The organism is Tsukamurella spumae (genome assembly GCF_012396015.1).
Taxonomy (GTDB): Bacteria; Actinomycetota; Actinomycetes; order Mycobacteriales; family Mycobacteriaceae; genus Tsukamurella; species Tsukamurella spumae.
This window is the reverse complement of record NZ_JAAXOQ010000041.1, coordinates 22,852-28,991: the sequence shown is the minus strand read 5'-3', so window position 1 is coordinate 28,991 and position 6,140 is coordinate 22,852. Positions and strand designations below refer to the sequence as shown.

The window sequence follows — 6,140 nt, the reverse complement described above, 5'->3', positions numbered from 1 at the left end:
ACCTACCACCGCCGACGCCGTCAGGTCCGCCTCGGCCGGTTGACGCCCGTCGAATACGAGACGATCATCAACACAGCCGCCTCAGCGGCATGACACCGACACTGTCACCCGATCGTGCAGCAGTCCCGAGTGTCGTCGTCAGCAGCTCGTTCGAGTTCAAAGAGGATTTCGGTGAGGATTTGGCTTCACTGCTGGGCACGCTAGCCAAGAAGGTCAGTGGCCGCATCCGGTCGATCGACCCGGACGTTGTGGTCGTTCGCCGCGCGGATTGGAACCGCAACACCGGAGGCCAGCGTGGACCTCGCTTGCGCCTGCTAGCGGAGGGGGCGATCACAGGGGCTGCTCACGAAGTAGTGCAGGCGACGAGGATTCGCACAGGGAAGGAATGCGGCACGGACTACGGCGCGTCGAAGGCGCAGATCGACGCCGACGCCTCACAGGTCCATGGAGGCAAGTATTCCGAGGCTACAGCGGCTGCACTCTGCGGATTGGTCGCGGGCGCCTAGTTGTTGAGGCCGGGGACGTTGTGAACGCGTAGCCGTTCGATCGGGGTCTGGCCGCCGATGCCGGAATGTGGTCGGTGGTGATTGTAGTGATGCAGCCAGGCCGGGTAGGTGTCGGCGCGGGCTTCGTCGCTTCGGTAGAGCTGGGCGTATGCCCACTCGGCGGCGAGAGTGCGATTGAACCGCTCGACCTTCCCGTTGGTCTGCGGTCGATATGGTCGGGTCCACTTATGCGTCGCAGTGCCGAGGGCGGTGTTGAAGGCCTTCGAGCGGTAGCAGGATCCGTTGTCGGTGAGCACCCTGCGGACGATGATGCCGTGCTCGGCGAAGAACAGCTCCGCGCGCCGCCAGAACGCGGTCGCAGTCTCCTGCCGTTCGTCGGTGAGGATTTCTGAGTAGGCCAGTCGGGTGTGATCGTCGACCGCGTGGTGCAGGTAACTGTAGCCGCGGCCCTGCTTCTTGTTGTGTCGATTGCCGACGATCCGACCGAGCTTACGGTGCCCTCCGCCGTCCGGGATCCTCCCGAGCTTCTTGATATCAAGGTGAACGAGATCACCTGGGGCGCTGTGCTCGTAGCGAATCGGCCGGGGCGCCCGAACGAGTAGTCCGGTGGCTTGATCGAGGTGCCGAAGCAGCGGCATCCGGTAGCGGCGCAGCACCGCCGCGACGGTCGAACGCGGCAGACGCAGGTGGTAAGCGATCCGCGCCGGGCCCCACCGCCGCTGAAATCGCAGGGCGATGATCCGGCGTTCACGCCGCCGGCTCGTCTGCCCCGGACAACGGTGCGGACGACTGGACCTGTCGGCCATCCCCGCCGCGCCCTGCACGCGGTAGCGATCGGCCCACCGCTTCGCGGTCACCGGCGAACAGTTGAACCGTTCGGCGGCCCGGTGCAGCGGCCACCCGTCGTCGACGACACAGCGGGCCAGGGCCAGCCGGCCCCGATCGGTCAGGAAAGCATTACCGTGAGACATGAGGACCTCGTGGTGATCGGCGTGTGTGTGGTAGCCACACCGATACCCGAGGTCCTCACCTACCTACCGAACGCCACGCCGTTCACAACCTCCCTGGCCAGTACACCTAGTCCGACGACTAGATCCCGGGCTCCGGCCCGAAGTGGTTGGTGATGATGCTGGCGATTTGCTCTTCCCGATACGCGGAGTGATCTAGCAGCTCTTGCTGAGCAGCCAGGGCCGCGTACGCGTCGGCGAGTTGGCTCGTCAGTCGCTTGACGATCTCACGCATCGCAGTGTGGTCGTCGCGGGCGCTCGCGTAGGCAAGTGCGAGTCGGTTGATGTCGTCAATCAGATGCGCATCGACAGGAGGGCGCGTCGAGGACCTGGACTGCCGCTTTCGTGGTCGCTGTGCTCGGCGTTCGACCTCGGCCTCCAGTGAGTGAACGAACACCCGCGGAGCGTTGCGTACAGCTCGCTGCCCCTGTGGTTGCGCCGGGCCGGTCAATACGCCATCACGGAGCAGTTGTTGCGCCCGCTGCCGCGTCACGCCGAGCCTCTCGGCGGCGAGCGCAAGCGAGACGGCCTCCTCCTCCATCAAGCAAGCATGCGTTACGCAATTTTGCTTATCAAGGCCCCGATCTGAGTTACATTCATGGGATTAGGAGAGTAAACTTGCTTATATGACGGTCTCCTTGCTTTCGGATGTTCTCGAAGCGCAAACACAGAACGCGCGTTTGCGCGGCGAGGATCTTCGCCGCGCTGGTGAGTTCATCGCAGCTCACGCCGTCAAGGCCGGGCTCGCGGTGTCAGCAGTTGACCGCACATCTGAACGCCTAGTTGCAGCCGCGTCCATCGCCGACGGGAACGTGCTTGTCGTAGACGAGTCGGAGCGATTGGACGGTCAGCGTGTCCTGCTCGTTGCCGGACACTGTGCTGGTCCGATGGGTATCGCGGCGCAGGCCTCGATCGCCCGAGCACTCGGCGCAACGTGGGTCGAGGCGATGTACGTCGCCGTCGATCCTGGGGACTGGTCCATTCCCGGGGTCGATGCCTTGGCAACCCTCAAATTGCAGGATCTCGGCCGCGGGGCTGCCGAAGGCTCACCTGACCTGGATGCTGGTGTGTCGTTCTCTTCTGAGGGGGTGGCGTGCGCGGCCGGGTAGCGTCGGCGGACACGATGGGATCGGTGACCCGAGCGGTCGAAGCTTCCGGCTGGTCAGGAGTTGTGCTTCCACGCACGAGCGTGCTGGGCGTGTCTCTCTTTCCGGTTGTCGCGATAGATCAGGCTGTGTGGGCGGAGCGGATATCGAACAATCAACCGCCCGAGCATGATCGGTCGACGTTGGCGGTCTGGGAATCCTGGATCCACGAGTTGGGTGATTGCCCGCCTCGCAGTCCGCTGACAATCGTTGGTTTCGTCTCAACGGCGGCCCAGCCTCAGTACGCCCTCGAGGCGTTAGGCAGGGTGTCTGGGTTCGGTGCCGGAATGTGGGTTACTCAAGCTGAGTCACCACGGTCGATCACCCTGGCTGAGTTCGATGTCGCTGATACGTGGGTCGTTCGCGAGCGGGACTCGGCGGTGCTCGTAGAAGGCCGTCCGGGTCCGGCGGCGACTGCGTGCCGGATGACGTCGACTAGGCACAAGGAGGAACAGCTCTTTGCGTGGGCACTCGACGTTGGTGTGGGCATCTAGACGCTGACGCGTGGCGTTGCGGCGAGCCAGGCCTTGACGGCCTTGTGGGGCTTCCATGGCTGCGACCGAGCAGTCAGCAATTGTGAGTGGTTCTTGATGGCCTGCTCGCATCGGTCTCGCCATTCTCCTGGCCTGGCCGGCGCGGGGTGCTCAAGCAGCTGCCTGGCGATCTGTGCTTGTGCTGCCAGCGAGTGTTCCATGGCCGCGCTGGCGACGTCGCTCTGGTCGAAGAGCCACGCCAGAGAGCGCCCATGGCACACGCTGCATGAGCACCTCCAGACAGGCGATTGCGGATTGGTGGTGATGCCACCTTCGACCTTGTCGAGCATGTAGTACGACTGCAGCCTGGGTACGTACACCGACGGCGGAGGTGTGAAAACTTCGTCGTCACCATCGGTCGCCGGATACAGATGCCTCAATCCTGATCGAACACCAACCGAAACCGCTGCCGCACCATGCGCGAGCGCTCCCAGTACGGATGTGTCCGAGCGCAGCAGCAAGGTCGGAACGTCGCACCTGAGTACTTCGATAAGTCCGGCGACGGTCTCCTTGTGACGCAGTGGGTCCGATTCGGATTCGAGAACGAGGGCAACTGGGCGTCCAGTGGCGGTGATCACCTCGATCAGCGTGTCGAGGTTGGCAGTAAGCCAGTCCGTGGCCAACGGCAGACACACCAACAGTCGATCGGAGTGCGTCCCCCATCCGAGGACGGACTTGAGCGACTCGCCGTCGCCCTTCGGAATGTAGCCGGAGTCCGTCATCGCCCACGTCAGGCCTGCTGCGAATTGATCGTTCACCCACTGCTCGGACATCCCGGTCGCGCCGACTCGCCGTGAGTTCCCGGTGTATTGGGCTGCATCGAGGAGGATTGCAGCGCGTTGATTCTCCTTGCGAAGGCGCTTCAGCGCGCGGCGAGCAGTGGCCGCACTTCGGCTGGCGACCACGGCACCAACGTTGTCCGTCGCCGTCAAAGGTGCAACGACGTCAAGGGCGCCGGCGGAGATGTGTGCCATGAACGGTGGTCCGAACTCCGGAAGTTCGGCACAATCGTCGAACTCGAGTGCTTGCGCGATCCCCACGGTGACCCCCAGATCGTTGACTTGGCCGTCTCGCCTCGGGATGTACGGGATCAACCTCGTCGATCGACTTCACCTATACCAGCAGCGACGTGTGATGCGCCACCAACTACGCACCTCAGCTATGCCGCCGAAACCGGACTACGTCGCGGCGCCAGGCGCGCGCGACACCCGTGCTTCTATCGCCTCAACGAGATCCGGGGGAGCACGGCCGCCGTCATCGGCATTCGCCAATCGAACGGCTCTGGTGACCAAAAAACCCGAGGTCACGGACTCATTTGAGTTCGCGACCTCGGGTCCAGCAGTTCATAGAACTGCTCGTGGTGGGCGAAGGGGGACTTGAACCCCCACGTCCCTAAGGACACTGGCACCTGAAGCCAGCGCGTCTGCCATTCCGCCACTCGCCCGAGCGACCGGAGAAGATTAACACGATCCGCGGCGCAGCACGAAATCGGACTGCGACCTGGGCACCGACCTTGCTCGGGCACCGTCGTACGTGCTACCAAAGGGACAGTTGAGACGAATGGGGTTACGCTGACCTCGTTGTGCCTCGATCGCGGCTATCATCATTGGTCAGGACATGCATCTCGACACGCTGAGGAAGGGGGAAGTCGTTCCATGGGAATCCTGCAACGGTTCGAGCGCAAGCTCGAGGGAGCGGTCGGTGACGGCTTCGCCCGCGTGTTCGGCGGCAAGGTGGTCCCCCAGGAAGTGGAGGCCGCACTCCAGCGCGAGGCTGAGGACCAGCTGCAGACGCTGGGAGACGGGGCGTACCTGGTGCCCAATAAGTACGTCATCGCCGTCTCGCCCACCGACCAGGGGACCTTCGAGGCGGACCGCGAACTCGCGATCCGTGCCTTCTCGAAGCACCTCGACGAATACATCCATGACAACGGCTGGCAGACTTATGGTGACGTGGTCGTCCATTTCGAGCAGTCACCTGGTCTGCACACCGGCCAGTTCCGGGCCCGCGGCACCGTGGACCCGGACGCAGTCCCCCAGAACCTTGTACCCCAGCGACCACCTGCAGAATCAGGAGCCGATTCGATGAGCAACAATCCCGGATACGACCAGGGACGGCACGGCGGCCAGTACGACCAGGGCGGCTACCAGCAGCAGCAACAGCCGGGGTACGACCAGCAGCAGGGCTACGGCCAGCAGCCCGGTTACGACCAGAACTACGGCCAGCAGAACTACCAGCAGCCGGCGTACGACCAGGGCTACCAGCAGCAGGGCTACGACCAGGGCGGCTACCAGCAGGGTGGTTACGACCAGAGCTACGGCCAGCAGAACTACCAGCAGCCGGCGTACGACCAGGGCTACCAGCAGCAGGGCTACGACCAGCAGCCGCAGCAGGGGTACGACCAGAACTACGCCCAGCAGCCCGCGTACGACCAGCAGCAGGGCTACGGCCAGCAGCCCGCCTACGACCAGAACTACGGCCAGCAGAACTACCAGCAGCCGGCGTACGACCAGGGCTACCAGCAGCAGGGCTACGACCAGGGATACGCCCAGCCGGCCCAGCAGGGGTACGACCAGGGCTACGGCCAGCAGCCCGCCTATGACCAGGGATACGCGCAGCCGCAGGGTGGCTACCAGGCGCAGGCCGTGACGCTGTACCTGGAGGACGGTTCCAATCGCACCTTCGCACTCCGCGAGGGCGCCAATGTCATCGGCCGCGGCCAGGACGCCCAGTTCCGTCTCCCCGACACGGGCGTCTCGCGGCGGCACGTCGAGATCCACTGGGACGGCTACGCCGCCGTCCTCAACGACCTCGGCTCCACCAACGGGACCTCGGTCAACGACGTTCCCGTCTCCAACTGGGAGCTCGCCGACGGTGACCGCATCCGCGTCGGCCACTCCGACATCGTGGTCCGCTTCCAGTAGATTTCACGTGGGGGCGGCGGAAGCA

Annotated in this window: 6 protein-coding genes and 1 tRNA gene; 3 read left to right on the top strand and 4 right to left on the bottom strand. The window is 64.3% G+C overall.

Features of this window, described 5'->3' with window-relative positions:
* Positions 1-89: 89 nt before the first annotated feature.
* A complete protein-coding gene (locus tag HF999_RS20550) occupies positions 90-506 on the top strand; it encodes a hypothetical protein (RefSeq protein WP_168436292.1) in 417 nt (138 codons plus the stop codon).
* On the opposite strand, the gene HF999_RS20545 is transcribed toward HF999_RS20550, so the two are convergent.
* Both HF999_RS20545 and HF999_RS20540 read right to left on the bottom strand, forming a co-directional pair.
* The gene (locus HF999_RS20545; RefSeq protein WP_006368646.1) at positions 503-1,477 is read right to left on the bottom strand and encodes an IS481 family transposase; all 975 of its coding nucleotides are present in this window, start codon (positions 1,475-1,477) and stop codon (positions 503-505) included. The two genes, HF999_RS20550 and HF999_RS20545, sit on opposite strands and share 4 nt — an antisense overlap.
* A gap of 118 nt (positions 1,478-1,595) precedes the next feature.
* Positions 1,596-2,054: a hypothetical protein gene (locus tag HF999_RS20540; protein WP_006368645.1), complete on the bottom strand. Its 459-nt coding sequence runs from the start codon at positions 2,052-2,054 to the stop codon at positions 1,596-1,598.
* A gap of 85 nt (positions 2,055-2,139) precedes the next feature.
* On the opposite strand from HF999_RS20540, the gene HF999_RS20535 reads away from it, so the two are divergent.
* Complete coding sequence (locus HF999_RS20535; RefSeq protein WP_006368644.1) at positions 2,140-2,622, top strand: hypothetical protein; 483 nt, start codon at positions 2,140-2,142, stop codon at positions 2,620-2,622.
* A gap of 526 nt (positions 2,623-3,148) precedes the next feature.
* Here the strand turns inward: HF999_RS20535 and HF999_RS20530 are convergent.
* Entirely contained in the window at positions 3,149-4,231 is a 1,083-nt protein-coding gene (locus tag HF999_RS20530; protein WP_128646715.1) for a hypothetical protein, read from the bottom strand.
* Positions 4,232-4,549: 318 nt separating this feature from the next.
* A tRNA-Leu gene (locus HF999_RS20525) sits at positions 4,550-4,635 on the bottom strand.
* 211 nt (positions 4,636-4,846) lie between these two features.
* Here HF999_RS20525 and HF999_RS20520 point away from each other — a divergent pair.
* Entirely contained in the window at positions 4,847-6,115 is a 1,269-nt protein-coding gene (locus HF999_RS20520) for an FHA domain-containing protein (RefSeq protein ID WP_168547669.1), read from the top strand.
* Positions 6,116-6,140 lie beyond the last annotated feature (25 nt).